The 26,287-nt window shown below is 70.2% G+C and carries 18 protein-coding genes and 2 tRNA genes; 10 read left to right on the top strand and 10 right to left on the bottom strand.

From position 1 onward, the window contains the following. Positions 1-226: 226 nt before the first annotated feature. Entirely contained in the window at positions 227-1,354 is a 1,128-nt protein-coding gene (locus tag Aiant_RS46535; protein WP_280528268.1) for a GGDEF domain-containing protein, read from the bottom strand. Between the two features lie 90 nt (positions 1,355-1,444). On the opposite strand from Aiant_RS46535, the gene Aiant_RS16955 reads away from it, so the two are divergent. From Aiant_RS16955 to Aiant_RS16975, 5 genes are all read left to right on the top strand, one after another. Further along, positions 1,445-2,821, top strand: a complete 1,377-nt coding sequence (locus tag Aiant_RS16955; RefSeq protein ID WP_189328582.1) for an extracellular solute-binding protein — start codon at positions 1,445-1,447, stop codon at positions 2,819-2,821. 479 nt (positions 2,822-3,300) lie between these two features. Continuing rightward, positions 3,301-5,127 (top strand): stealth family protein, encoded by a 1,827-nt coding sequence (locus tag Aiant_RS16960; RefSeq protein WP_189328581.1) that lies wholly within the window; start codon positions 3,301-3,303, stop codon positions 5,125-5,127. A 182-nt stretch (positions 5,128-5,309) separates the two neighbouring features. Beyond that, entirely contained in the window at positions 5,310-6,836 is a 1,527-nt protein-coding gene (locus tag Aiant_RS16965; protein WP_189328580.1) for a stealth family protein, read from the top strand. Position 6,837: 1 nt separating this feature from the next. After that, the gene (locus Aiant_RS16970; protein WP_189328579.1) at positions 6,838-8,913 is read left to right on the top strand and encodes a glycosyltransferase family 4 protein; all 2,076 of its coding nucleotides are present in this window, start codon (positions 6,838-6,840) and stop codon (positions 8,911-8,913) included. An 88-nt stretch (positions 8,914-9,001) separates the two neighbouring features. Beyond that, positions 9,002-11,008, top strand: coding sequence for a PIG-L family deacetylase (locus tag Aiant_RS16975; protein WP_189328578.1), 2,007 nt, complete (start codon positions 9,002-9,004; stop codon positions 11,006-11,008). A gap of 60 nt (positions 11,009-11,068) precedes the next feature. Here Aiant_RS16975 and Aiant_RS16980 read toward each other — a convergent pair whose 3' ends face one another. From Aiant_RS16980 to Aiant_RS16990, 3 genes are all read right to left on the bottom strand, one after another. Next, complete coding sequence (locus Aiant_RS16980; RefSeq protein WP_189328577.1) at positions 11,069-12,307, bottom strand: acyltransferase family protein; 1,239 nt, start codon at positions 12,305-12,307, stop codon at positions 11,069-11,071. 238 nt (positions 12,308-12,545) lie between these two features. Then, a tRNA-Met gene (locus tag Aiant_RS16985) sits at positions 12,546-12,619 on the bottom strand. A 126-nt stretch (positions 12,620-12,745) separates the two neighbouring features. Next, positions 12,746-14,218 carry an MFS transporter gene (locus tag Aiant_RS16990; RefSeq protein ID WP_189328576.1) on the bottom strand — a complete coding sequence of 491 codons (1,473 nt, stop codon included), beginning with the start codon at positions 14,216-14,218 and terminating at the stop codon, positions 12,746-12,748. A 102-nt stretch (positions 14,219-14,320) separates the two neighbouring features. On the opposite strand from Aiant_RS16990, the gene Aiant_RS16995 reads away from it, so the two are divergent. Further along, entirely contained in the window at positions 14,321-14,704 is a 384-nt protein-coding gene (locus Aiant_RS16995) for a MarR family winged helix-turn-helix transcriptional regulator (protein WP_189328575.1), read from the top strand. A 45-nt stretch (positions 14,705-14,749) separates the two neighbouring features. Here the strand turns inward: Aiant_RS16995 and Aiant_RS17000 are convergent, their stop codons facing one another. Continuing rightward, positions 14,750-16,141 carry an MFS transporter gene (locus Aiant_RS17000; protein ID WP_189328948.1) on the bottom strand — a complete coding sequence of 464 codons (1,392 nt, stop codon included), beginning with the start codon at positions 16,139-16,141 and terminating at the stop codon, positions 14,750-14,752. A gap of 69 nt (positions 16,142-16,210) precedes the next feature. Between Aiant_RS17000 and Aiant_RS17005 the strand changes: the two genes are divergently transcribed. Then, positions 16,211-16,810 (top strand): helix-turn-helix domain-containing protein, encoded by a 600-nt coding sequence (locus tag Aiant_RS17005; protein WP_189328574.1) that lies wholly within the window; start codon positions 16,211-16,213, stop codon positions 16,808-16,810. A gap of 577 nt (positions 16,811-17,387) precedes the next feature. On the opposite strand, the gene Aiant_RS17010 is transcribed toward Aiant_RS17005, so the two are convergent. The 3 genes from Aiant_RS17010 to Aiant_RS17020 form a co-directional block, all read right to left on the bottom strand. Next, positions 17,388-17,461 (bottom strand) — tRNA-Met (locus Aiant_RS17010). Between the two features lie 71 nt (positions 17,462-17,532). Next, positions 17,533-20,484 carry a UPF0182 family membrane protein gene (locus Aiant_RS17015; protein ID WP_189328573.1) on the bottom strand — a complete coding sequence of 984 codons (2,952 nt, stop codon included), beginning with the start codon at positions 20,482-20,484 and terminating at the stop codon, positions 17,533-17,535. 126 nt (positions 20,485-20,610) lie between these two features. Then, the gene (locus Aiant_RS17020) at positions 20,611-21,639 is read right to left on the bottom strand and encodes a YlbL family protein (RefSeq protein WP_189328572.1); all 1,029 of its coding nucleotides are present in this window, start codon (positions 21,637-21,639) and stop codon (positions 20,611-20,613) included. 90 nt (positions 21,640-21,729) lie between these two features. Here Aiant_RS17020 and Aiant_RS17025 point away from each other — a divergent pair, with 90 nt between their 5' ends. Continuing rightward, the gene (locus tag Aiant_RS17025; protein WP_189328571.1) at positions 21,730-22,983 is read left to right on the top strand and encodes a zinc-dependent metalloprotease; all 1,254 of its coding nucleotides are present in this window, start codon (positions 21,730-21,732) and stop codon (positions 22,981-22,983) included. A gap of 54 nt (positions 22,984-23,037) precedes the next feature. On the opposite strand, the gene Aiant_RS17030 is transcribed toward Aiant_RS17025, so the two are convergent. Both Aiant_RS17030 and Aiant_RS17035 read right to left on the bottom strand, forming a co-directional pair. Beyond that, positions 23,038-23,610, bottom strand: a complete 573-nt coding sequence (locus Aiant_RS17030) for a hypothetical protein (protein WP_425322700.1) — start codon at positions 23,608-23,610, stop codon at positions 23,038-23,040. Positions 23,611-23,805: 195 nt separating this feature from the next. Beyond that, positions 23,806-24,336, bottom strand: a complete 531-nt coding sequence (locus Aiant_RS17035; protein WP_189328569.1) for a M48 metallopeptidase family protein — start codon at positions 24,334-24,336, stop codon at positions 23,806-23,808. Positions 24,337-24,808: 472 nt separating this feature from the next. On the opposite strand from Aiant_RS17035, the gene Aiant_RS17040 reads away from it, so the two are divergent. Both Aiant_RS17040 and Aiant_RS17045 read left to right on the top strand, forming a co-directional pair. Continuing rightward, the gene (locus Aiant_RS17040; RefSeq protein ID WP_189328568.1) at positions 24,809-24,976 is read left to right on the top strand and encodes a DUF5679 domain-containing protein; all 168 of its coding nucleotides are present in this window, start codon (positions 24,809-24,811) and stop codon (positions 24,974-24,976) included. A 204-nt stretch (positions 24,977-25,180) separates the two neighbouring features. Beyond that, positions 25,181-26,260 (top strand): ThiF family adenylyltransferase, encoded by a 1,080-nt coding sequence (locus tag Aiant_RS17045; protein WP_189328567.1) that lies wholly within the window; start codon positions 25,181-25,183, stop codon positions 26,258-26,260. Positions 26,261-26,287 lie beyond the last annotated feature (27 nt).

Genomic DNA, 26,287 nt, shown 5'->3' on the forward strand with positions numbered 1-26,287 from the left:
TTCGCCGAATGCGGACGGCGGAAGCCGCCGGGCGGCGCACGGACCCATTTCGCGCTCCGAAATGGACTACCGGACCATCACCTGTGGACGCCCGCCTCCTGTGGCTGGTCCGGCAACCTTAGACCCTCATGAAGGCCGCCTTCAATGCCCGAACGGCCCAGGTCCGGGCGTCCTCCCGGGAAATCCGGGTAATAGGTACCGAACGAACGCCTCTGTCACCAACAGGTCAGGCGCTGATCGGGGAGCCGGGCGAGACCACCACGTAGTCGCCCTTGCCGCCCTGCTTGATCCGGTACATCGCCTCGTCCGCCTCGCGCAGCAGCCGGTCGCCGTCCGCGTCGTCGGCGACGGCCACGCCGACGCTCGCGCCGATGGTCACCGGGCCGGCCGCGAGGTCGAACGTCCGGCCGCACTCGGCGACGATCCGGGCGGCGATCTGGCCCGCGGTCTGCTCGTCACCGTCCGGCAGGAAGATGGCGAACTCGTCGCCACCGAGGCGGGCGACCGTGTCGTCGGCGCGTACCGCCGCCCGCAACCGGTCGGCCACCCCGACCAGCAGCTCGTCGCCGGCCGCGTGGCCGAGCGTGTCGTTCACCGGCTTGAAGTTGTCCAGGTCGACCAGGAGCAGGGCGCGCCGGCCCTCGGTGGCGAGCAGCTCGCTGAGGGCCCGCCGGTTGGGCAGGCCGGTGAGCGGATCGTGCAGCGCCTGGTGACGGACCAGTGCCTCGTGCTCGGCCAGCGCCGCGAACGCGGTCCGCTGCTGGTGCAGGAGCTCGTCGGCGGCCCGCCGGGACGCGCGGTGCTCCCGCTCGAAGCGGAAGAGCAGCAGGCCGATCATCACCAGGGCGGCGGACATGGCGGCGATCAGGGTGACGTCGGCGATGTTCTTGCTGACGCCGGCCGCGTCCCTCTCCTCCTTCTCCCGGCGGGCCAGATCACCGGCGAGCGCGCTGAACCGCGGGTCGGTCTGCTTCTGCTCGATCGCCAGCGCCTCGGCGGTCTTGCCGACGCCGAGCAGGCCGAGCTCCACGTCGAGCACCGCGTGATAGCCCTCGACCTGGTCGATCAGCGACGACTTGGCGAACTGCGGCAGGGCGAGGATGTCCGCCTCCTGCTTGCGCAGCTTGCCCAGCTCCCGGGCGACCTTCATCGGCGAGTTGCCCTTGGCGAGCGTCTTCCACTGCACCGCGCTCTCCTCGTGCAGCAGCGTGTCCAGCTCGTTGAGCCGATACGCGCTGCCGGAGTGCTCGGCGCTCCGCCCGTGCAGCATGATGTTGGCGCCGGTCACGCCGCTGAGCAGCAGCAGCGTCAGGGCGAGCACCCGGGGCCACCGCCACGAGAGCACCGATGCCACGCCAGCATGCATGAACTGCCTATCGTCAAACTTCCGCCCGATTTCAGGACTTCGGTTCATTCATCTCGGCCCGGTGCCGATAGGTCCGATATGACCAGGGACACTCCCGTCCGCCGCCGTGCCCTGCTCGCCGCCGCCGCGGGCCTGCCCCTGGCCCTGGCCGCCTGCGGGGACAAGGCGGACAGCAGCGCCGGTGGCACGGCCGAGACGGTCGGTTACGCCGCGGACCAGCCACCGGTGACGCTCGATTTCTGGTACATGCCGTACGGCGGCCCGATCCAGGACCGGGCCGTCGTCCAGGAGGCCGAGAACTTCCACCGGGCGCACCCGAACATCACCATCAATCCGGTACGCATCCAATGGAGCGACGCGCTGACCCGGCTGAGCACCGCGACGACCAGCGGCCAGGGACCGGACGTCACGGTGCTGGGGACGACCTGGGTGGGCGGGTTCAGCGCACTGGACGCGCTGCGGCCGTACACCGCCGCCGAGATCGCGGCCGTCGGCGGCCCGGACGTGTTCGCCACGGCCAGCTGGAGCGCGAGCCACCTGCTCGGCTCCGACCAGATCACCGCGCTCCCCTGGCTGACCGACGTGCGGGCGCTGTTCTATCGCAAGGACGTGCTGGCCAAGGCCGGCGTCGACCCGGCCACCGCGTTCACCGACTGGACCGCGTTCGCCGCCACCCTGAAGAAGATCAAGGCAGCGAACACCGGCGTCTGGCCGCTGGCGATCGGCAACGCCAACAATTTCGGCATCATCCACAACGTGGCCCCGTTCATCTGGGGCGCCGGCGGCAACCTCCTGAACGACACGGGCGACCAGTCGCGGCTGGCCTCCCCCGCCGCCGTCGACGGCGTCACCTATTACCAGCAGCTGGTCGGCGCCTACGATGACCCGAGGGCGATGAAACTGGAGTCCGACGCCGTCCCCGCCGCTTTCGCCAACGGCATCGGCGCCATCACCGTCGACAATTCCCAGTCGGTCGGGGACTACCTGGCCGACCCGCACCGCCCCGGCCTCCGTAACGGTTGGGGCACCGCCCCGCTACCCGCCGGGAAGGCCGGCCGTTTCGGTTTCTTCGGCGGCTCCGGCCTGGCCATCCTCAAGGCCGCCAAACACCCCGACGCCGCCTTCGAGTGGGTCAGGTACCTCACCAGCGAAGAGAGTCAGCGCCGATACAGCGTCTCCTCCGGCCTGTGGCCCGCCCGCTCCGCCGCGGTGAAGGGCACCCGCCTCGAATCCGACCCGGCCTACGCCGCCTTCCAGACCATGATCGCCGCCGGCCGCATGTACCCCTCCATCCCCGCCTGGATCGTGGTGGAGAGCATCATCGCCAAGGACCTCGCCGAGTTGTGGCACGCCAACGCCCCTCTCCCCCGCTCCGAGATCCAGGCCATCCTCACCAAGACCTCAGCCGACATAGACGCCTCCCTGAAGGACCCCACCCAGACCGGAATCAAATAGGCCGGCTGTGCCCTCGGGCACACTCCCGTTTCAGCGGGGTGTCCCGCCGGTTCCGAACTTGCTGCGACGAGCTACGGGCCAGCCCTTCTGGCAGGGATATTCGTCACATCGTGAATCGAAGGTCGCTGGAGGTCTCCGGGCCGCAGACCTCCGCGCTGGCACCCCCGAGACGACCGCTGAGCAGGCGTTCCTGAGCGCGCACCTGTTCAAGCCGGTCGATTGAGGCATAGTCGGGCGTATCCGCTTGATCGCCACCCGCAAGTTACCGCGCGTGTTCGTTTTGTCTCTGTTCACGTTCTTGTCTGGAGTTGTACACCTGCCTTAACCTCACAAGCCGCTGCGACGGGATCAGCAGGAGTAACGACTCCAGAACCGGTGAGCAGCAGAGGGCTCGGGGGAACTCTGGTGCGGATTGTCATTCGCGTCGGCCAGGATGGCCGGCGGCAGTGGTGTGCTGCGCGCTCGTGGACGGGTGCGGCATGATCGCGCTGCGCTTCTACCGCCTGCTCCCCAAGGACTATCGCCTCCGGCTGGTGGAGCTGCTGCCGCCGCACCGCCAGTTGTGGCTGGTCCGGCGGCTCACCCGGCAGCCCCGCCTGCCCGCGCCGGCGGCGCCCGGGACCCTGGTCAAGACCCGTGACGCGGGCCGGAGCATCCAGGCCCGCGTGGTGCCGGACATGACCCCGGCGACGGCATGGCAGCTCAACCTGGACGGCGTGACCGCCGCGCTCGACCGGGCCGGCATCGAGTACTTCTGCCTGCGCCCGGCGAGCGAACGGCACAGCGCGGTGGCGGTGCACAAGCGGGACCGCGAGCGGACCCTGACCGCCCTGAACGCCGACGAGCGGCTCAAGGACGCCCAGATCCGGACCGGGTCGGTGGGTGACGACGGTTTCCGGGCCGGGAAGGGCAAGAACGCGGTTCAGGTCTACTTCCCGTTCACCAGCCCGTACGGGACCACCGTGCTGGGCAGCGGCTCGGCGTGCGAGATCGAGTTCTGGCACACCACGAAGGGCGTGGACGGCGCACCCGACACGATCACCGGGCCGCGCCGCAACGCGGTCGCGAGCACCCTGCCGGCTCAGAGCGAGCACGAGACGGTGGCGCCGATCGCCCTGAACCCGTCGATGCCGCCGGCCGACAGCCGGCCCCGTTACCGGACCCGCTCGGAGTTCGCGGCCGTGCCGGCCGAGGACGTCCGCTTCCCGATCGACGTCGTCTACACCTGGGTCGACGGCAACGACCCGGACTGGCTGGAGCGCAAGAACGCCTCGCTGAGCGCGCTCGGCAAGGAACAGATCAACACGATCGCCACGAACGCCTCCCGGTTCATCAGCCGGGACGAGTTGAAGTACTCGCTGCGGTCGATCGCCACGTACGCCCCGTGGGTCCGCCGGATCTTCCTGGTCACCGACGACCAGCTGCCCCCGTGGCTGGACGACTCGCACCCCGGTCTCACGGTCGTCAGCCACCGGAAGCTGTTCGGCGACACCGGTGTGCTGCCCACCTTCAACTCGCACGCCATCGAGTCGCGCCTGCACCGGATCCCAGGGCTGGCCGAGCACTTCATCTACTTCAACGACGACATGTTCCTGGGCCGTCCGGTGCCGCCGACCGCGTTCTTCCACGGCAACGGCATCGCCAAGTTCTTCCAGTCGAAGGCTCAGCTCGAGGCCGGCCCGGCGACCGTCTTCGACGCGCCGGTCACCGCGGCGGGCAAGAACAACCGGTCGCACATCGCCGAGAGGTTCGACCGCAGCATCACGCAGAAGATGCAGCACGTGCCGTACCCGCTGCAGAAAAGCGTGCTGGAGGAGATCGAGCGGACCCTGCCGGACCAGGTCCGCGCGACCGCCGAGCACCCGTTCCGGCACCCCGGTGACCTGTCGATCCCCTCGTCGTTGCAGCACTACTGGGCGTTCCTGACCAAGCGCGCGGTTCCGGGGTCGATCAAGTACACCTACGCCGACCTGGCCCATCCGTCGACGCCGGTGCAGCTCGCCTTCCTGCTCGCCCGCCGGCACTGCGACGTGTTCTGCCTCAACGACACCGACTCCGCGGTCGTGGCGCTCAGCGAACAGGCCTCGATGATGGCCGACTTCCTCCCGCAGTACTTCCCGTTCCGCTCGCCGTACGAGCTGCCCGACGAGGTCACCGCGGAGCGAGCCCGGTACAGCGCCACCACGCTGGGCCGCTCCGACCCGGGCGCGACCGTGAAGATCCCCCGGCAGGGCGGTACCTCCATCGGAGCCGGGGCCGGTGACTCCGGTGCCGTGGTCGGCTACCGCAGCCGCACGACTCCGTAAGCGTGCAGCAATGACCACCCACCGCGGGCGCCGGGTCCCGGCCCGGCTCTCGCGCCTGTGGCCGCCGCTCGCCCTCGCCGCCCGCGACGGCCGTCCTCCGGTTCCCCGGCAGGCCCCCTCCGGCGCACCGACCCCGACGGGATATCAGCATGTTTGATCTGACCAGCGCGGACCGAGTGGAGATGTCCATTCAGATGATGCCGCGGACCGTGCACATCCACTCCGGTCTGACTCCGTTGCAGGTGCGCACCCGCAACCACGTCGCCGTCGAGCAGGTGCTGGCGAGGTCGGGGGTGGAGTACTTCGCCGTGCGCGGCCTGGACGATCGCGTCCCGGTGATCGGTGTCCGTGCCGACCAGCGGTCCGCGGTCGTCGCCGCACTCGTCGATCTGGCCCGGGAGACCCAGGCCTACCTGGCGCCGATCCTGCCGAAGCCCGCCGTGCGCGACGTGCTGATGGACGGCTCCGAGGACACCGCCTGGGCCAAGGTCGCCGACGCCAAGGTGCTGCGCATGGTGTGGTTCCGCACAGATCCCACGCGGAGCCTGGTGTACGGCCGCGAATACGGCTGTGAGATCGAGTTCTGGGGTACCGCGCGGGACGGCCGGCTGTGGGGTCCCCGGCACAACCGGGTGGGGCGGGTGCTGCCCGGGGAGAGCAACCCCGTCGAGGCGCCGATGGAGAAGTTCACCCGGCTGGCCGGCGTCGGACAGGACCTGCCTCCGGTGCGCACCCGCCCGGAGATGACCGTCACGCTGCCGGACGACATCACCTTCCCGATCGACGTCGTCTACACCTGGGTCGACGGCACCGACCCCGCCTGGCAGCAGCGGCGCGCCCAGGTCACCGGCGAGACGTACCACGCCGAGTCGGCCAGCGCCGCCCGCTTCCTCAGCCGGGACGAGCTGCGGTACTCCCTGCGGTCGATCCACGCGAACGCGCCGTGGGTGCGCAACATCTACATCGTCACCGACGACCAGACGCCCCGGTGGCTGGACGACAGCCGGAGCAACATCCGGGTGGTCAGCCACAAGGAGATCTTCAGCGACGCCTCCGTGCTGCCGGTGTTCAACTCGCACGCGATCGAGAGCCAGCTGCACCACATCGACGGCCTGGCCGAGCACTTCCTCTACCTCAACGACGACATGTTCTTCGGCCGGCCGATGGCTCCGCAGACGTTCTTCCTGGCCAACGGATTGTCGAAGTTCTTCCTGTCGCAGGGACGAGTGCCGGTCGGGCCGATCCGGGAGGACGACACCCCGGTCGACGCCGCGCACAAGAACAACCGCCGGCTGCTGGAGGCGAAGTTCGGCCCGGTGACGACCCAGGTCTTCCAGCACGTCCCGTACGCCCTGCGGCGCAGCGTGATGACCGAGATCGAGTCCGAGTTCGCGGCGGACTACGCCCTGACCATGGCGTCGCGATTCCGGCACACCGAGGACCTCTCCCCGGTCTCGAACCTCTACCACCACTACGCGTTCCTCAGCGGCCGGGCTTTGCCCGGCTCGGTGAAGTACGGCTACGTCCAGCTGGCCGTGCCGGACCTCGCCGCCCGGCTCGCTCGTGCGCTGGAGCGGCGCGACTGGGAGGCGTACTGCATCAACGACGCCTACTCCACCGAGGATCAGCTGGCGGCTCAGGACGCGGTGCTCCGCCCGTTCCTGGACGGTTATTTCCCGGTGCCCAGCCCGTACGAGAAGCAGGGCTGACATGCGGATCGCCATCCTCATCCACAACATCTACGGCGTCGGTGGCACCAACCGCACCGTCATCAACCTGGCCGCCGAGCTCTCCGAGCGGCACGACGTCGAGATCGTGTCGATCCTGCGCCGCCTCGACCGGCCGATGATGGAGATCCCCGCGAAGGTCTCCGTCGTCGGCCTCGTCGACCTGCGACGCAACTCGGCGGACAGCAAGGACCCGCGCAACCGCGAGATGTCGCAGATGGTGCCGGTCGAGGAGGAGTTCTACCGGTTCTACAGCCGGCTGACCGACGACCGCGTCGCCGACTACCTGCGACGCACGCCGTACGACGTGGTGGTGGGCACCCGGTCGGCGCTCAACCTGTACGTGGCCCGGCTGGGTCGTCCGGGCAGTGTCCGGATCGCCCAGGAGCACATGACCCAGGACATGATTCCCGGATCCGTCCATGAGGCGATGCGCCTGCACTACCCCCGGCTCTCCGCGGTCACCACGGTCACCGAGGCCGACGCCACCGCGGTGCGCGAGCTGCTGGGCCCGGACGCGCCGCCGGTGTCGGCCATCCCGAACAGCGTGCCGGAGCCGTCCGTCACGCCCACCCGCGGCGACCGCAAGATCGTGGTGGCCGCCGGCCGCCTGCACCCGATCAAGCGGTACGACCTGCTGGTCCGAGCATTTGCCAAGGTCATCACCGAGCGGCCGGACTGGACGCTGCGCATCTACGGCGACGGCGGCGAGTCGCGCCGGCTCGGCACTCTGATCGCCGATCTGGGCCTGCAGAACCACGTTTTCCGGATGGGCGGTTACTCCCCTCTCGACGCGGAGTGGGTGAAGGGCTCGATCGCCGCCGTCACCTCGGACAAGGAGTCCTTCGGGATGACCATCGTCGAGGCGATGCGATGCGGCCTGCCGGTGGTGAGCACGGCGTGCCCGGTCGGCCCGGCCGAGATCATCCGCGACGGGGAGGACGGCCTGCTCGTCCCGACCGGTGACGTCGATGCCATCGCGACGGCTCTGCTGCGCCTCATGAACGACGACGAGTTGCGGGTCCGGTTCGGCGTCGCAGCCCGGGAGAACTCGCGCCGCTACGACCCGGCGCTGATCGCCGGCCGGTACGAGAGGCTCTTCCAGGAGCACCTCGCGGCCGGCCGGCCGCTGCGCTCGGTCGCCGCACGTCTCCGGACGCCCGCCCGCACGCTGCGCTCCAGCGGCCGGGCGCTGATCCGTGTCCTGCCCGATTTCAAGGTCCGCAAGGACGTCTCACCGGTCGCCTCCTGCCACCTGGAGAACGGGCAGGTGATCGTCACCGTCCCGGGTGACGGCCTCCCGCGCCACCTGACCCACCTGGTCTGCCGGCCCCGCCGGATCGAGGGCGTCCGGAAAGCCGTCAAGATTCCGCTTGCCGGTGACCCGGCACAGTGGTCGGCCGCTTTCCCCGCCCGGTCCGAGGTGTTCGCCGAGGGCCGCTGGGACTTGTACCTGTCCGACCGCCGGAGCCGCCTGTACCGGCTGAGGGCCGGCGTGCTGGACGTGCGGGACTTCATCGGTGGCGATGAGACCGCCCCGTTCACCCGCAACGTGCCCTACCCGACCAAGGACAAATTCGTCGCGGTGGCCGCGTGGAGTCGCGCCGAGCACGCCGAGCTCGGGGAGATCCGGTACGGGCTGGAGACGATCACGGTCACCGGACGGCTGATCGCCGGCGATTTCGGGGGCACGACCCCGACGCTGGTTCTCACCGCCCGGGAACGCGAAGAGACCTTGACCGTCGACGGCGCCGACGAGGGCGCCGGACATTTCAGCTTCGACGTCCCGGTCGCCCGGCTGGCTGCCAGCCGGCTGCGGCGGTACGAGGACTGGGATGCCGCCGTCTCCCGGGGGCCGGACGGGACGGGGATCACGATCGCCCGGCTGATGGACGACGTCGTCGAGCGCAAACGCACCTACGTCTACCCGTCGGTCCGCGTGGATGACGAGCAGCCGCCCGAGCTCTTCGAGGAGACTCCGGTAGCCGAGGTCCGGATCACCCCGTACCTGACGATCCAGAGCGGCCTGGCGTTCGTCGTCACCGATCGCCCCGTCTGACCACGGCCTGTGCCGCACGAGGGAAAATGCAACTGATGGAGGTTATCGAGGTGCGAGGCACGGCGGAACACGACAACGCGCGGCAGCCATGGTGACCGCCTGGCTGCGCTCGCTGCTCGGCGGCTCGAACCGCCGGGGCGAGACGCCGGGCGCCTGGCAGCCGGGGCCGGCCATGACCGTGGTGGCGCACCCGGACGACGACCTGTACTTCATCAATCCCGGCGTCCGGATGGCGATCGCGGCCGACGTGCCGACGGTCGGCGTGGTGCTCACCGCCGCCGAGGGGGACGGGCGGAACGTCGACACCAACGACCAGGACCGCCAGTCGGCGCCGGTGGACCACGCCGCCTACTCCACCGCTCGGCACGTGGGGCTGCGCCGGGCGTACGCCCGGATGGCCGAGCTTCCCGCGGACAGCGAGTGGGTGCAGGAGGCGGTCACGCTGGCCGGTGGCCTGGTTGTCGAGCGGGACACCCTGAAGGCCGCGCCGCACGTGGTCCTCTACTTCTTCAACCTCGCGCACCGGCAGGGCGAGACGCGCTCGTATCACACGTTCCCGCCGCTGCTCGACGGCGAGATCGAGCAGGCGCCGACCCTGTCCGCACTGGACCTTGCGACCCCGGAGCAGAAGGTCGCCCGGGAGACGCTGCTCTCCGCGGTGGTGGAGCTCATCGAGAAGTACCGGCCCACGGTGATCCGCACGCTGGACCCGGACCCGGAACACGACTGGGGTCGGAGCGATTACCACAACTCGGACCATCCGGAGCACACCGCGACCGCCCGCCTCACGATCGAGGCGGTGCATCGGGTCAGCCGCGACAACCCGAGGCCGCCGGTGGTCGAGTACTACCGGGCCTACGCCAACCGCTACTGGCCGTACAACCTCAGCAAGCGGATCCACCAGGAGAAGGCCGACTTCCTGAGCACGTACGCCGGCGCGGACGGGGCCGAGAACCCCGGATTCCCCTACGGGCACGGCGACTACCAGCTCGGCACGAACCCGTACCGCAGCACCCACATCTACAGCACGGCACAGCGGTACGTGTCGACGTCCACCTGGCTCACCCGGCTCCCGTCCGGCGCGCTCGCCGCGTTCGCGGTGCTCGGCGACCGGCTCGCGATGTGGTCGGAGCAGAAGCCGGGCTCCGGCAAGTGGCAGGGTCCGGTGCTGACCGGCGACGGGCTGATGCCGACCCTGGCGGTGGCCGCGAACGGCTCCGGCCCGGTGCGGGTCGTGGCGCTCCGGCGCACCGATGCACTCGGCAAGATCGACGTCGAAGCCGGTTACTTCACCGTCGGCCAGCACGGAGACTTCTCCGGCTGGCAGTCCCTGGACGGCCCGGACCGGGCCGACCCGGACCGCCGTAAGCAGCGGGAGATCGGTGTGCCGGGGGCCGTCGTCGACCCCGACGGCTACCTGTGGGTCTTCCTGCGTGACTTCACCGGTGGGCTGAGCGTGCGCCGGCAGACGTCCGACGGCTGGCAACCGTGGGAGTCACTCGGTGGCGGACCGTTGCAGGACGGGCCGGTGGCGACGGTCAGCGGCGCCGGCCTCGTGCAGGTGTTCGTCCCGGCCAAGCGGAATGTCGCCCACTGGCGGCAGACCGAGAAGGGTGGCCCGCTCGTGCCCTTCCACACGTTGCGCTCCACTCCCGTGGCCAGCGGCGGCCTCCACGTGGCACGCACCGCCGGAGATCGCCCCTGCCTGCTCTTCCGGCAGGCGGGGACCGGAACGGTGCTGGCCTACCGGGAACACGAGGAACCGGGCACCTGGCCCGGCAAACCCGCGGAGTTCGGTGGCTACGACGGGCTCGGCCCGATCGCGGCGATCGACAACCCCCAGCGAGGCGCCGGCGACCTGCTGCTGGCCCAGCGGAACCGTTTCGCGACCGTCAGCGTGTCCGTGCACCCCACGCCCGCCAAGGGATCGCGGTGGCGCCGGTTGCCCGGACCGCTCTGCGGCGGCCCGTCCCTCGCCACCGACCAGACCGGGCGGGCGGTCCTCGCGGTCCTCGGCCAGGACGGCCGCCTCCACGTCTGCCGGCAGGACAAGCCCGAAGCAGCCGCGGCCTTCGGGGCCTGGACTACCGTCTGATCGACACGAAAAAGGCTGGTCCGGCACTCCGGACCAGCCTTTTCTCGTTCCCGCGAACGGCTATGCCGTCGGCGCGGTGATCCGGTCGCCGGCGGCGGCCGCCACCAGCGGCTCATGCGCCGGTGCCGGGAGCCCGTCGCCGGCCGGGGCCGAGGTCGCTCCCCGGCCACCGGTCACCGGTCGTTTGCTGCGGCCGGTCAGCAGCCGCATCATCGGCTTCTCCACACCCTCGTACAGGATCACCGCGGCGACCAGGGCCAGGCAGAAGGTGGCCAGAACCAGCACGCCCGCCGCCACCGTCGGCCGGTGCGGCTCGTCGTCGCCGAAGGTGTGCCGGACGGCGTACAGGCAGATCTCGTGGACCATGTAGAAGGCGAACGACACCTCGCCGAGCCAGACGAGGCGCGGCGCACGCCAGATGGACCGGGTCCGGCGGACGTCCGCCAGCGCGGCCGCCGGGATGAGCAGGGTGAAGCCGACGACCGTGCAGGCCGCGTCCCGGGCGAGTCCGTACTGCTCGGGCAGCGTCGCAGCGACCGCCATCCCGGCGATGATGACCACGAAGCTGACCCACATGCCGGGCCCACGCCAGCGGCCGTCCCGGACCAGCAGGGCCAGGCACATGCCGAGCAGGAACTCGGCGATCCGGATCGGCGGCAGGTGGTACACGATGAAGTGCTCCGACCAGCCGAACGGCTCGTGCAGCAGCTTGATGGCGAACGGCAGGACCGCGATGAAGACCACCGAGCCCGCCGTGATCGCCCACCACGCGGCCGGCCGCAGCCGCTTCAGCCCGGCGTAGATCAGGGGAAAGCAGAGGTAGAAGAACGCCTCGCAGCTCAGCGACCAGGACGGGCCGTTGAACGAGTACCAGATGTCGTCGCGTTGGGGCACCCAGGAGTGCAGCAGGGTGAGGTTGTAGAAGATCCGCTCCGGGTTGAACACCTCCATACCCCGCCAGGAGAGCAGGAGCACGGCGACCAGGAACGTCACGAAGTGATTCGGATAGATCTTGGCGAAGCGGCGCCACAGGAAACGCCGAGTCGTGTCGGCCGGTCGCACCGACCATGCCAGCACGAACCCGGAAAGGATGTAGAAGAACGACACCCCGGACCGCCCCGCTGCGAGCACCACGTCGAGGAAGTGCTGCGCACGGCTGTCCGCGACGAAGTAGTTGCTCTCGCTCTGGATGTGCAGGCAGAAGATCATCAGAGCCGCGATCCAGCGCAAGCCGGTCAGTGAGTCGAGACGTGCCGCCGTCGACGGGTTGTCACGCATGGTCGCAGGGGCAGTCGTCATGCAACGTCCTTCGCGTCGGCGGGGAAGATCTCCGGAAGCGCAGCACCGGCGCGGAGAACGGCATCTTAACCAGAAGAGAGGGATTCTCGGGAACCGCCTGAAAGGCACCGCTCACGCCGTGCCTGTCGGAGATCTGAGCGGTGGTGGGCACAGCACGCCACCGGAGCGAGCCGCGTGCCGAAGCCCGAACCGAGAAAGGTCCGGCCCACCTTTTCGGTGGACCGGACCTCTTCATTCGTAGCGGGGACAGGATTTGAACCTGCGACCTCTGGGTTATGAGCCCAGCGAGCTACCGAGCTGCTCCACCCCGCGTCGGTAGAACTAGCTTAGCTCGTCTGCCCGCACCGGCTGCACCCGGGTCCGCCCCCGGCCGTGTTCCGTCGGTCACCATGGGGGTTGACCAGCGGAAACGAGCGGCCGGGAGGCGGGCGGGGTGGGTCAGCTGGCCGTCGCCTCGGCCGCGAGCCGGTGCCGGCCGCGGGAGCGGGCCGAGACCATCGCCGCCACGTTCAGCAGCAGGCCGGCCAGGGCCACTCCGGTGACCAGGTTGACGCCGGGGCGGAACGGGGCGAAGTCGGCCGAGGCCGCGGTGGTCGCCGAGGCCACCAGGGCGGTCACCACGGCCAGCACCAGCGCGGTACCGACCTGGCCGGACGACTGGACCAGCCCGGAAGCCAGTCCCTGTTCGGAGTCGTCGATGCCGTCCGTCGCCTGGGCCATGATCGAGCTGAAGCCGAACGCGAACCCGCCGCCCAGCAGCAGCATCGTCGGCAGCACGGTGACCAGGTAGTCGGGGCGGGTGCCGGCGGTGGCCAGGAACCACACGTACCCGGCGCTGAGCGAGGTCATCGCGGCCACGATCAGCGGCGCGGTGCCGTGCCGGTCGATCAGCCGGCCCATGAACGGCGAGCTGAACGCGACCAGCAGACCGGCCGGCAGCAGCGCCAGCGCCATCCGCAGCGGCGGCCAGTGCAGCACGTCCTGGAGGTAGAGCGTCATCATGAACTGGAAGCTGACGTAGGAGCCCATCAGCGCGACCATGCTGGCGTTGGCCCGCACGATCGAGCCGACCCGGAAGATGCTCAGCCGCACCAGCGGGTGCTTGACCCGGCTCTCCGCCACCACGAAACCGATCAGCAGCAGCACCGCGAGCACGGCCGCGGTGATCGTGACCGCGTCGAGGCCCCGCTGCGGGGCGGTGACCACCGCGTACACCGCGAGCAGCATGCCGCCGACCAGGGTGACCGCGCCGATCAGGTCGTGGCCGCCCTCAGCGGCCGGCTTGTCCCGCGGGATCAGGTAGATCCCGGCGATCAGAGCGCCGAGCGCGAGCGGCACCGGGACCAGGAACGTCCACCGCCAGCCGAGGCTGGTCAGCAGGCCGCCGAGGATCAGGCCGGAGGAGTACCCGCTGGCGCCGAAGACCGTGAAGATCGATAGCGCCCGGTTGCGGGCCGGACCCTCGGCGAACGTGGTGGTCAGGATGCTCATCGCGGTCGGTGCGGTGAACGCGGCGGCCAGGCCCTTGACGAACCGGGTGGCGATCAGCAGCCCGCCGTCGTCGACCAGCCCGCCGATCAGCGAGGCGACGGTGAAGACGCCGAGCGCGACCAGGAACACCCGGCGCCGGCCGAGCAGGTCGGCGGTGCGCCCGCCGAGCAGCAATAGACCGCCGTAGCCGAGCACGTAGCCGTTGACGATCCACTGAAGGGACGTGGTGGAGAGGCCGAGCTCGGCGCCGATCGAGGGGAGCGCCACCCCGACCATCGAGACGTCCAGGCCGTCGAGGAAGAGCACCGCGCACAACACCGCGAGCACGCCCCAGAGCCGGGGTGTCCAGCGCTGCTCCGCGGCGGCGCGCGCCTCCGGCGCACCGCCCGCGGACTGGGTCTGGGATTCGGTGATAGTCACGGTGGAGACATTAGATGCGTGCGCATCTAATGTCCACGCATTCGATGTCGCTGCATTTATTTCAGATGCATCAACTGCCCGGTACGGGGTAGGATGCCCCGCATGGAGCCGGAAGTAGTCCTCGTCGAGCGCTGGCAATCGCTCCTGAGCTGCTACAACCAGGTCGCATGCCACCTGGAGCGGGCATTGCACGACGGTCACGGCCTCACCCTGAGTGAGTACGAGACACTCGACCGTCTCACCACCCAAGAGTGTGACAAGCGACGCATGCAGGACCTTGCGGACACCATGTACCTGAGCCAGAGCGCCCTGTCCCGTACGGTGAGCCGCCTGGTCAAGGAGGGTCTGGCCGAGCGCACCCACTGCGAGGCCGACCGCCGGGGCGTCTTCGTGGAGATCACCCCGGCCGGCCGGGAACGCTGGGCCGAGGCCCGCAAGACCCACCTCTCCGTGCTCGCCGAACACCTGACCCCGGCGACCGCCTGACCGTGACCACCCTGTCCCGGTGCTGAACACCGCAGGTGGCCTGGGCTAACGACCGACCGGCTCCGGTGTTCGCGCGGCGGCCGCCACCCGGCTGGCCGGGGCGGTCTGGGCGATCAGCAGCACCAGCGCGCCACAGCCCGCGACCAGGATCCAGCCCGGCCGGCTGGCCACGGCCAACCCGGCCGGGGCGGCGTCCGCGACCAGCCCACCGGCCAGCGCGATGCCGAGCGCCGCACCGACCTGGCGAGCGGTCGAGGCGATGCCTCCGGCTACCCCGGCCCGCTCCGGCGGCAGCCCGCTCACCGCGGTGTTGGTGATCGGCGCGTTCGCGAAGCCGATTCCGGCCCCGGCACACAGATATGCCGCCAGGAGCACCGCCATCGAGGTCCGGTCGCTCAAGCCGATGAGCAGCAGTCCGCCCAGCACGGTGCTCGCCCCGGCCAGCCGCAACGGCAGCCGCGGACCCAGCCGCCCGACCAGCCGCCCGGAGAGCGGTGCACAGACGGTGGCGGCCAGCGCCATCGGCAGCGTCACCGCACCCGCCGCGATCGGGCTCAGACCCCGCACCCGCTGCAGGTACAGCGTGCCGAGCAGCAACGTCACGTTCAGCGCGACGAACATCACCACCGCGCCACCCACGGCCGCCGCGAACGGGAGCCGGCGAAACAGCCCCATCTCCATCAGCGGTTCGCCCCGGCGGCTCTCCACCCGCCCGAAGGCAACCGCGGTGACGGTGATCACGGCGTACCCCAGCAGGGCCCACCCGGACCCGAAGCCGACCCGCGGCCCTTCGATGAGAACCGCGACCACCGCGCCGACCAGCACGATCAGCAAGCCCTGCCCCGGCAGGTCGAGCCGGCGCGGCCGGGGCGCCCGCGACTCGGGCACGTAGACCGCCGTCAGCACCAGCACCACCGCGATGATCGGCAGATTGGCCCAGAACACCGGCCGCCAGCCGCCGCCGCTGATCAACACCCCGCCGAGCACCGGTCCCGCGGCCATGCTGAGCCCGAAGACCGCGGCCCAGATCCCGATGGCCTGTGCCCGCTCCCGAGGCTCGGTGATCACCCCGACCACGATCGCCAGCGCCACCGGGCTCAACATCGACCCGCCGACACCCTGCACCACCCGGGCGGCGACCAACGTCCCCAGCCCGGGCGCCATCGCACATCCCACCGAGCCGATCGCGAACAGCACCAGCCCGGCCCGGAAGACCCGCCGCCGCCCCACCCGATCCGCCAAGGCCCCCGACGAGATCAACAACGCGGCCACCACCATGGTGTACGCGTCGACAGCCCACTCCAGCTGCCGAACGTCCAGCCCGAGGTCCCGCCCGACAGCCGGCAACGCCACGTTCACCGCGGTCGTGTCCAGCCCGACCACAAAGATGCTGACGCAGCAAACCGCCAACACCACCCACCGCCGATTTCTCTCCATCACGCGAGAGATGCTCCCGGCAGCACCCCGCCCTTCCCAGCAAACTTGCGAAGACCGCAAACTGCTCCCATGGACCGCGAGCTGGAGGACCTGATCAACGGCATAGGCCCGCGCCTGCGCCACATCCGGCAGGAACGCGGCCTCACCCTGGAGGCCCTGGCCACCGCCACCGGCCTCTCGGTCAGCACCCTGTCCCGCCTGGAGTCCGGCAAACGCCGCCCCACCCTGGACCTGCTGATCCCGCTGGCGCGAACCCACCGCCTCGCCCTGGACCATCTGATCGGCGCCCCACCCACCGGCGACCCGAGAGCCCACCTGACCCCACACCGAACCGCCCCGAGAACCCGCAACGCCAGCGTGATAGTCCCGCTGACGACCTACCCCGCCCGCCTGCAAGCCTTCAAACAGATCCTCGGACCCACCCCGGGCCCCCACGACCTGGTGGCCCACCCCGGCCACGCCTGGTTCTACGTCCTGTCCGGCACCGTCCGCCTACGCCTCGGCCCCACCGAACGCCTGCTCTCCCCGGGCGACACCGCCGACTTCGACACCACCGAACCCCACTGGTTCGGCCCCGCCACCCCCACCCCAGCCGAAGTCCTCCACCTCTACGGCCCCCACGGCGACCGCCCCCGCCACCCACCCACCAACGACCAGCCCCCGCCCTAACCCGCAAGACCCAAAGCCAAGCGCCCCCAGCCCGCCATCCACAAGCAGCCAGCCACCGCCACAAGCCCAACCGCCCCAGCCCGTCACCGACGAGCAGCCAGGCACCGCCACAACATGCAGTTCCCGAAGACTCCCGGCCGCCCCAACCCGTCACCCACGAGCAACCAGCCACCACCGCAACGCCCAACCGCTCCAGCCCGTCACCCACGAGCGAGAAGCCACCGCCGCAGCAACGGAACCCCCGAAGACTCCCAGCCGCCCCAACCCGCCATCCACAAGCAACCAGCCACCACCGCAACGCCCAACCGCTCCAGCCCGTCACCGACGAGCGAACCGTCACCGCGATAACGCCCGAATTCCCAAAGACTCCCGGCCGCCCCAGCCGCGTCACGCACGAAGCAACCAGCCACTGCCGTAACGCGGAATTCCCGAAGACCCCCGACCGCCCCAACCCGTCACCGACGAGCGAACAGTCACCGCCGTAACGCGGGGTTTCAGGGGGCTCGGCCCCCTGAGCAGATATGCGAAGAGGGGCCCCCGTCCGCGCTTTCCGCGGACAAGGACCCCTCACCACTCGTAGCGGGGACAGGATTTGAACCTGCGACCTCTGGGTTATGAGCCCAGCGAGCTACCGAGCTGCTCCACCCCGCGTCGGTAGGTAAAGCCTAGCGCACCCACTCCGGGGGCTGCAAAACAGCCCCCGGAGTCGGAGTTCGTGCTGGTCAGCCGCCCGCGGTCGCGGACGGTGCGGCAGACGGCGCCGCCGACGGCGCGGTGCTGGGCCCCGCGGTCGGGCCGCCACCGGCCCCCTGGGCCTGCTGGAAGCGGGTCATCGCCTCGTCGAGGGCCTTCAGCGCCTGACCCTGTGCCGCGAAGTCGCCGGCTTTCTGGGCGTTCCGCAGGTCCTCGATCGCCTTGTCCACGTCGGCGGCGGCCGCTGCCAGGCTCGGGCTGAGCTGCCCGGTCGGTGCGCCCGGCTGGGTCGTCGTCGGTGGCGTGGTAGTGGTGCCGGAGTTGTTGTTGCCGCTCTTGCCGAGGGCGGCCAGCGCTTTCAGGCCGTCGGTGAGGTTGTTCTCCAACACCACGTCGGAGCCGTCACCGTACGACATCAGCACCTTCTGGAGCAGCGGCGGCGCGTTGGCCTGGGTGCTCTTCACGTAGACCGGCTCGACGTACAGGATGTCGTTCTTGAGCGGCAGTGAGATGAGGTTGCCGTAGAGCACGGTGGCCTGGCCGTTGCGGTTCAACCCGAACAACTGTTGCGAGATGCTCGCGTTGTTGACCATCAGCCGGTGTACCTGGATCGGGCCGGCCGAGACCGATTGGTCGGGTAGCTCCAGCACCTCGATTTTCGGCTTGCCGCCGTCCTGGTAGGAGGCGGAGATCAACGCGGCCATGTTCTCCCGGTTGGCCGGGGTGACACCGGAGGTGAGCTGGAACGTGGTGGCGCTCTGGTCGGGCAGTTTTACGTTCAGATAGAACGGCGGCTGCTTGACCCCGGTCTGCGGCTGGTCGGGCGCGTTCGGCACCTGCCAGAAGTCGTCACCGTTGAAGAACGTCTGCGGGTTGGTGACGTGGAACTTGGTCAGCAGGTTGCGCTGCACCTTGAACATGTCGGCCGGGTACCGGAAGTGCGCGGCCAACTCGGGCGGGATCTGCCCCTTGGGGATCACCAGGTCGCCGCCGAAGGCCTGGTTCCACGCCTTCAGCACCGGGTCCTGGTCGTCGAACTGGTAGAGCTTGACCGTCCCGTCATACGCGTCGACGGTCGCCTTCACCGAGTTGCGCATGTAGTTGACGTCGTCCCGGGCCAGCGCGAACGAGCCGGTCCCGGTCAGTTCGTCGCGGGTCTCGGTGGCGAGGTTGATCTTCTGCGAGTACGGATAGGTCTGCGCCGTCGTGTAGCCGTCGAGGATCCAGACGATCCGGCCGCCGATCACCGCCGGGTACGGGTCGCCGTCGATGGTGAGGAACGGCGCGACCTTCTCCACCCGCTCGCGCGGGGTGCGGATGTACATCAGCCGGGAGTTCTCGTTCACCCGGTCGGAGAGCAGGAAGTTGCTCTCGGTGTTCTTGATCGCGAACACCAGCCGGCGGAAGAACGAGCCGATCGGGACGCCGCCCTTGCCCTCGTAGGTGTAGTTCACCGAGGCGTCTTTGTTCTCTTCCTGCGGGCGGTCGAACTCGACGTTCGTGCTCTTGTCGGGCGCCCCGACGATGGCGTACTCGGTGGACTGCTCGCCGAAGTAGATCCGGGGCTGGTCGGCCTCGAGCTCGTCACTCGGCGCCGAGCAGGTGTTGGTCTGGCTGTCACCGAGGAAGCCGGAGACGAAGTACGGCAGGCCGGTGCCGCCGCACACCTTGTTGGCCGGGGCGGCGACCAGGCCGTACCCGTGGGTGTAGACGGTGTGCCGGTTGAGCCAGTTCCGCTGCTGGGCGGAGAGTTTCTCGTCGTTGATCTCCCGGGCGCCGACCACGTAGTCCTGGGTCTTGCCGTCGATCGTGTAGCGGTCGACGTCGAGTTTCTCGCCGAAGTCGTAGAAGCCGCGGGACTGCTGCGACTGGGTGAACGCCTGGGAGACCAGCTGCGGGTCGATCAGCCGCACGTTCTGCGCGCTGGTGTCCTCGGCCAGGTCGGCCGGCGGGTTGGTGTTGGTCGGTTTGTACTCGCTGACCTCGGTGTCGGTCAGCCCGAACGCCGCTCTGGTGGCGAGGATGGATCGCTCGATGTAGGGGCGTTCCTTGTCCGACAGGCTCGGCTTCACCTGGAAGTTCTGCACCGCGAGCGGGTAGATGCCGCCGATCGCCACGGCCGAGATGGCCAGCAGCGCCAGCGAGACGCCCGGCCAGACCAGGTTCCGCATCACCGCGTTGGAGAAGACGATGATCGCCACCGCGACCACGATCGAGATGTACGCCAGGATCTCCTTGGCCGGCAGCAGCGCGTGCACGTCGGTGTAACCGGCGCCGTACAGCCCCGGGGAGACGTGCTGCTCGAGCAGCAGGGCGCGCTGGTCGAGCACGTACGCCACCGCTTTGAGCAGCACGAACACGGCGACCAGGGAGGTCAGGTGAGCGCGGGCGGCGGTGGTCATCCGGTCGCCGACGCCCTGGAGGCGCACGCCGCCGAAGATGTAGTGCACGGCGAGCGCGCCGAGCACCGACAGCACCACCGCGGTGAAGCCGACACCGAGCAGGTACCGCAGCAGCGGGTAGTCGAAGATGTAGAACCCGATGTCCACGTTGAACTGCGGGTCCTTCTGGCCGAAGGACTGCGCGTTGCGGAACAGCATCCAGTCGCTCCACCGGCCCTGCGCGGAGAGACCCGCGAAGAAGCCGATGATCACGCTGAGCACCGTGATCCACAGGCCCAGGCGCGGGGCCAGGACCATCCGGTAGCGCTCGAGCGTGGCCTGTTCCGCGGAGTGCGGTCGCAGCAGCGGCCGCAATCGGTACGCCAGATAGAGGTTGCCACCCACGATCAGGGCCATCACCGCACCGATCACCAGGAACAGCGTCAGCCTGGTGAGCAGCACCCCGGAGTAGACGCTCGTCTTGGCGACCTCGGAGAACCACAGATAGTCGGTGTACGCGTCGATGCCCCAGCCGAGCAGCGTGAAGAGAATGAAGACCCCCACCAGGACGCCGACGGTGACGCGACCGCGCCGGCTCATCCTCGGTAGCGGACTGTTTCGCATTACCAACGTTGGCTCCACACTTCGTCGGGCCGGTGTTTCACCTTAGATTGTCGTATCCAGCTTCGATACGCGGCGGTACGTGGTCGATTACGGCCGGTGGCGTCACTGCGCCGTGCAAGGCGCCGGGGTGCCACCGGACGTGAACGTCTTGAGCGCGGTGAGCGCGTCGTCCACGGTGGCCACCCTCGCCATCGGCAGGCCGTCCACCGCGTTACGCAGCGCTTCCGCGCAGTTGTCTTTCGGAACCAGGAAGAGTTTCGCGCCGGCGTCGTGCGCGCCGACCAGTTTCTGCGGGATGCCACCGATCGGGCCGACGGTGCCGTCGTCGCTCATGGTGCCGGTGCCCGCGATGACCTTGCCGCCGGTCAGGTCCTCGTCGCGGAGCTTGTCGATGATGCCCAGGGTGAACATCAGGCCGGCGCTCGGACCACCGATCTTGTCCAAGTCGATCTTGATGTCGAACGGGTGCGGCTGCTTGATGTCGATCTCGATGCCCAGGCGCGGGGTCTTGCCGTCCTCGCCCGCCTTGGTGGTGACCACGACGGTGCCCGGCTTGCCGTCCCGCGTGTAACCCACGCGCAGCGCGGTGCCCACCGGCTTGGCCCGCACAAGGGCGGTGAGCTGGGCCGGCTCGCTCACCGCGGCGCCGTCCACCGAGGTGAGCACGTCACCCTCCTGGAGCAGGCCGACCGCGGCGCTGCCCGGAGTGACCTTACGCACGTAGGTCTGCACCGGGTAACCCAGCTCGCGCAGCGCCACCGTCTCGGCGCTGGTCTGCGACTGCTTCCACTCCTGCGCGTTCTGCTCCTGGACCTGCTTCTCACTGCGGTCCGGCGGGTAGATGAGCTCGCGCGGGACGACCGCGTCCTGGTGGCTCAGCCAGCCCTGCACCGCCGCCACCAGCTCCACCTGGGACTGCACGTTCACCGTGGTGAGGCGCAACTCGCCGGTCGAGGCCGAGGTCTTCGCCCCGGTCACCTGGATCACCTCGGTGCCCTGGGAGGAGCCGAGGGTGTTCACCGTCGGGCCGGGCTTGAGCACCACGTACGGCAACGGGGCGATCATGACACCGGCGGCCAGCAGGGCGGTTATCAGGGCGCCCAGGATGACGGTGACACCGCGTCGTCTCATGCGCGTGAGACTACCGACCCTGTCTGAGTTCTCTCTGAGCTGACACCTCCATCAGTCCGCGGGGCGCTTTTCGCGCGTACCGTTGGGGTCGTGCCTGATATCCCGTTCGGCTTCTCCCTGCCGGGCGCACAACCGCCCGACCCGTCCGACCCGCAGCAGATGCAGCAGTTCATGGCGCAGTTGCAGCAGATGTTCGCTGCCCCCGGCAGTGGCCCGGTCAATTGGGACCTGGCCCGGCAGGTCGCCGCCAGCCAGCTCTCGGCCAGCGGCGACCCCGCGGTGAACATGCACGAACGCCACCAGGTCGAGGAGGCGCTGCGGCTCGCCGACCTGTGGCTCGACCCGGTCTGCGCGCTCCCGACCGGCATTCACAAAGCCGTGGCGTGGAACCGCAACGAGTGGATCTACAACACCCTCGACGTGTGGAAGAAACTGTGCGAGCCGATCGCCGGCCGCATGGTGGGCGCCATGGGCGACCTGGTGCCCGAGGAGGCCCGGGCCCAGCTCGGGCCGATGCAGTCGATGGTCGCCACGCTCGGCGGGGCGCTCTTCGGCGGCCAGCTCGGGCAGGCGTTCGGCCAGCTCGCGGCCGAGGTGCTCTCGGCCGGCGACATCGGCCTCCCGCTCGGACCGGCCGGCACCGCCGCGCTGATCCCGGCCAACATCAAGGCCTACGGCGAGGGCCTGGAGCTGCCGGAGGACCAGGTCCGGCTCTACGTGGCCCTGCGCGAGGCGGCCCACCAGCGGCTCTTCGGGCACGTCCCGTGGCTGCGGGCGCACGTGCTGAGCGCCGTCGAGACCTACGCCACCGGCATCACGGTGAACCGGGACGCGATCGAGGAGGCGATGAGCCGCGTCGATCCGACCGATCCGGAGTCGATGCAGGCGATGGCCCTGGAGGGCATCTTCACCCCGGAGGACACCCCGCAGCAGAAGGCCAGCCTGGCCCGTCTGGAGACGGCGCTGGCGCTGATCGAGGGCTGGGTCGGACACGTGGTCGACGACGCGGCCGGTGACCGGCTGCCGTCGGTGGCCGCGCTCGGCGAGGCGTTCCGCCGCCGCCGGGCCGCCGGTGGTCCGGCCGAGCAGACGTTCGCCGCCCTGGTCGGCCTGGAGCTGCGGCCCCGGCGCCTGCGCGAGGCGGGAGCGTTGTGGACGGCGGTCACCGAGCACCGCGGCTTCCAGGGCCGTGACTCGCTCTGGGACCACCCCGACCTGCTCCCCACCGACGAGGACTTCGCTCACCCGGACGTCTTCGCTCGCAGCCAGTCCGACTGGGACATCAGCGAGCTGGAGGGCCTGGAGAGCAACCCGGAGCCCGGCCCTGAGGAGCCGGAGAAGTAATCCGTGGCCCGGCCGGGGCGGTCACATCGCCCCGGCCGAGCTCCATCGGGCCGGTCAGCCGCCCAGGAGGACGCGGGTGTTGTCCCAGCCCTCCAGGGCTACGTCCAGGGTGGCCAGGTCGGCGGGGCCGCGCAGGCGGCGCCAGGGTGGGGTCGAGGTGACATCGCCGGGCGCCGGGGCGGTCCGGCGCAGCAGCTGCGCCGAGCCGGTGTCCAGGTCGTGGTCGGCCAGCCAGGCCGGGGCGGGCAGGCTGGTGGCCACGCCCAGCAGACCCCCCGACGGCCCGCCGGGCGCGACCGCGACAGCCTTGCTGTCCAGCGGCCGCAGGAGTTTGCCCAAAATCATTCCCGGTACGTCCGGCGCGTCGGCAGCGATCACGGCCGCCTGGTCGAACCCGTCCGCGGCGGCCGCCGCCAGGGCCGGCAGCACGGTGGCCTGCGAGATCTCGTAGATCCGCATGCCCGGCCAGGCGATCTCCTCGGCCAGCTCGCGGTCCTGGGGAGCGGCCGCGATGGCGGCTTCGGCCTGGGCCAGCCGGGCGAGCAGGTCGACGACGTCCTCGGCGAGGGCGGCACGCCAGGCGTGCAGGTCCACCCCTGGCGGACTCCACGGCACCGGGACCAGCATCGCCACCACCACACGCCGCGTCACAGGAGCACCCTACTCAGGCACCTAGGTCTCCTGCCCGCGTGGCGCCGCCGGAATCCTGCCGATTGGTCGGTGATGGCGGTGGGCGCGCTTCATGGCGTACCGAAAACTCGGACCGCGGCGAGTCCGGCGGACCGCGACCTGAGCACGGACCGTGACCGAGCGGACCGTGCGTTACTCGGCCATGACCAGGGAGCCGGCGGCGGCGACGCCCTCCAGGTAGCCGCGGGCCCGCTCCGCTTTCGGGAAGCGGTTGACCAGCTCCCAGAAGCGCGCGTTGTGGCTGGGCACGACCAGGTGGGCCAGCTCGTGCAGGAGCACGTAGTCGATCACCCAGTCCGGCATCTCCTGGATGCGGTGGGAGATGCGGATGGTGGCGTCGTCCGGGGTGCAGGAGCCCCAGCGGCCGTTCTGGTTGGTCACCCAGCGGACGCTGGCCGGGGTGACCAGGTCGGCGTAGTCGTCCAGGTAGCGCGCGGTGAGCCGGCCGGCGCGGGCGAACAGCTCGGCGTCGGTGTGCCGGAGGCGCTCCTCACGAGCGGCGAGCCGGGCGAGCATGCGCTCGACCCACTCGGTCTCCTCGGCGCGCGAGAACCGGTCCGGGATGAGCACGACCACGCGCTCGCCGTCGCGATAGGCGGACACCGTCCTGCGGCGACGCTGACTGCGCCGCACTTCCACGACAGGTTTGCGCGCGCGGGCCATTACCGGCTCGCGCGGCCCAGATTCGGGTTCACGTTGAGACGCTAATCCGCGAGACCCTGGTCACCGCAAGAGTACGCCCAATGACTGTCACGGAATACGACTGTTACGTCCGCATATACCCGAAAAAATTTTCCCCAGCCGCAACATCGGAGACAGCCGTCAACCTAGACCATCGTCGACTCAGTGGGCTACTCGGGGCGCAACTCCCTTTCGTGCCGATATGAAGGTAATCACCGGCGTGTCCCGGCAAATCTGTACGAAAAGGGCACTTCCTCCCGGCACACTCACGTCGTCGGCGACACCGCCGACGCCGCGCTGACATGGAACCGGCCTGACCTGGGTAAGTCCACGCCCCGGACGGATGGCCACATCCACGTGGCCGCCTGGCGGTCAGCGCCGCAGACAGGTTCGCGCCCGTCGCCGCGAAACAGGCACGGGGCCCAGCGGCCGACGACACGAACGAGGAGGAACCGTGGCCGACACCACGTACAACGGCTACTGCGTGAAGTGCAAGGAGAAGCGTGACTTCCAGGGCAACGTGGAGGTCTCCAAGACCGGCATGAACATGGCCAAGGGCAAGTGCCCGGTCTGCGGGACGACGATGAACCGGATCCTGGGAAAGGCCAAGCCGGCCAGCTGACGCGCGTCCTGGGGAGGCCGGTCACGCCGGCCGCCCTCCCCCTCGGACCCGTAACCGTGTCCGAGCCAGCACGTTGAGTTATCCGGAGCCGGTGCATCCACCTGTGGATAACTCGGCTCGGCTTGTGGATAACGCTGCGGGGCGGACCGCAGGGCTGTGGATAACCAACTCTCTCCGCAGCCCCACAGTGACACGCTGTCACTCATGACCCAGCCGCCCCGATCACCGTCACGCACCCCGCTGTCCCGCCCCACCCTGATCCCGGGTCTCACCCGGGTCTGGCGCGGGCCGGTGGAGTTGCAGCTCGGGCTGGACCCGGCGCGCGCCGTGCGTCTGGAGATGCCCGACCCGCGCCTGGCACGGGTCCTCGACCTGCTCGACGGCAACCGTCCGGAGCGGCAGGTCCTGGAGCACGCCGCCGAGCTCGGGGTGCCTCCGGAGGAGGCCCGGCAGCTGCTCGACCTGCTGCACCGAGCCGGCCTGGTGCTGCCCTCGGCGGCACTGCTGCCGGCCGGGCTGCCCAGCGCGCAGCGACGGCGGCTGACCGGCGAGGCCGCCGCCCTGGCCCTCGGCACCCCGTTCTCCTCGCCGGCCCGCATCCTGCGCCGCCGGCAGGCGGCCCGGGTGGTGGTGGCCGGGCGGGGCCGGCTCGGCGCGACCATCGCGGTCGCCCTGGCCGAGGCCGGGGTGGGCCACGTGCATCCGGACCTCGCCGGCATGGTCGGCACGGGTGACCTGGCCGGCAGCCCGCTCACCGCGGCCGACCTGGGCAACCCGCTGCACACCGCGGTGGCCGCCGCGGTACGCCGGGCGGCGCCCGACACCGAGGTGCGCGAGACCCGCCGCGCGACCGTCGACCTGGTCGTCCAGCTCGCCCACGACCAGCCGGTCGCCCTGATCGCCGCCGGGCACACCGCCCGGCGCCAGCCGCACCTCGCGGTCCGGATCCGGGACGGCGCGGCGATCGTCGGCCCGTTCGTCCCGGCCACCGGGCGGCCCTGTCTCCACTGCCTGGAGCTGCACCGGCGGGAGCGCGACCCGGACTGGCCCGGCGCCCCCGCGCCACCCGGCCCGGCCGCGGGCGAGCCGTGCACGGTGGCCACCGTGCTGACCGCCACCGGACTCGCCACCGCCGAGGTGCTGACCTTCCTGGACGGCGGCACCCCGGACACCCTCGGCGCGGCTGTCGAGATCAGCGCGCCCGGCCGGTCCCGCCGGCGGAGCTGGTCACCGCATCCGGCGTGCGACTGCCGTCGGCGGACGCGCCGAATTCCGGATCCCTGATCCGAACCTTTGTCGCATAACACTGCA

It is taken from the genome of Actinoplanes ianthinogenes, from assembly GCF_018324205.1.
GTDB classification, from domain to species: Bacteria; Actinomycetota; Actinomycetes; order Mycobacteriales; family Micromonosporaceae; genus Actinoplanes; species Actinoplanes ianthinogenes.

Excerpts from the sequence above, each read along its gene's own strand:
- Aiant_RS16960 (WP_189328581.1), top strand. The coding sequence starts at position 3,301 with ATGATCGCGCTGCGCTTCTACCGCCTGCTCCCCAAGGACTATCGCCTC.
- Aiant_RS16970 (WP_189328579.1), top strand. The coding sequence starts at position 6,838 with ATGCGGATCGCCATCCTCATCCACAACATCTACGGCGTCGGTGGCACC.
- Aiant_RS16975 (WP_189328578.1), top strand. The coding sequence starts at position 9,002 with ATGGTGACCGCCTGGCTGCGCTCGCTGCTCGGCGGCTCGAACCGCCGG.
- Aiant_RS17015 (WP_189328573.1), bottom strand. The coding sequence starts at position 20,484 with ATGAGCCGGCGCGGTCGCGTCACCGTCGGCGTCCTGGTGGGGGTCTTC.
- Aiant_RS17030 (WP_425322700.1), bottom strand. The coding sequence starts at position 23,610 with ATGCTGGTCCCGGTGCCGTGGAGTCCGCCAGGGGTGGACCTGCACGCC.
- Aiant_RS17020 (WP_189328572.1), bottom strand. The coding sequence starts at position 21,639 with ATGAGACGACGCGGTGTCACCGTCATCCTGGGCGCCCTGATAACCGCC.
- Aiant_RS16965 (WP_189328580.1), top strand. The coding sequence starts at position 5,310 with ATGTCCATTCAGATGATGCCGCGGACCGTGCACATCCACTCCGGTCTG.
- Aiant_RS17045 (WP_189328567.1), top strand. The coding sequence starts at position 25,181 with ATGACCCAGCCGCCCCGATCACCGTCACGCACCCCGCTGTCCCGCCCC.
- Aiant_RS17035 (WP_189328569.1), bottom strand. The coding sequence starts at position 24,336 with ATGGCCCGCGCGCGCAAACCTGTCGTGGAAGTGCGGCGCAGTCAGCGT.
- Aiant_RS17005 (WP_189328574.1), top strand. The coding sequence starts at position 16,211 with ATGGACCGCGAGCTGGAGGACCTGATCAACGGCATAGGCCCGCGCCTG.
- Aiant_RS16995 (WP_189328575.1), top strand. The coding sequence starts at position 14,321 with ATGGAGCCGGAAGTAGTCCTCGTCGAGCGCTGGCAATCGCTCCTGAGC.
- Aiant_RS16980 (WP_189328577.1), bottom strand. The coding sequence starts at position 12,307 with ATGACGACTGCCCCTGCGACCATGCGTGACAACCCGTCGACGGCGGCA.
- Aiant_RS16955 (WP_189328582.1), top strand. The coding sequence starts at position 1,445 with ATGACCAGGGACACTCCCGTCCGCCGCCGTGCCCTGCTCGCCGCCGCC.
- Aiant_RS17000 (WP_189328948.1), bottom strand. The coding sequence starts at position 16,141 with ATGGAGAGAAATCGGCGGTGGGTGGTGTTGGCGGTTTGCTGCGTCAGC.